1 protein-coding gene is annotated in these 224 nt (G+C 58.0%); it reads right to left on the bottom strand.

The genetic code is table 11. The features are described from left to right. Positions 1 to 224 (bottom strand): YagK/YfjJ domain-containing protein (locus tag ADK28_RS00065; protein WP_048794571.1); only part of this gene is annotated, 224 nt, incomplete at both ends.

The following is a 224-nucleotide window of genomic DNA, read 5'->3' as shown; positions in this document are numbered from 1 at the left end:
CGGCCAGATCCGTTTACCTTCACGCTGATGGCGCAGGAAGTACGCGTTAATGCGGGCTTTCAGGGCGTCGATAAAGCGGGAGATAACAGCGGCATCGGTGGCTGCAGGCGTATCCGGCAGCCTGAGGTCAACGCGCAGCGCCAATACGCGGGTGTAAGCGCTAAGTGCGCAATTGAAGGTATCGGCGATGCGTTGCTGCCAGTAAGGATGGTAGGTGTAACTCA

The sequence above is a fragment of the Serratia sp. 506_PEND genome, assembly GCF_001076875.1.
GTDB lineage: Bacteria > Pseudomonadota > Gammaproteobacteria > Enterobacterales > Enterobacteriaceae > Serratia > Serratia marcescens.
Note: the sequence above shows the minus strand (reverse complement) of the source record. Positions and strands in the feature narration are given on the sequence as shown.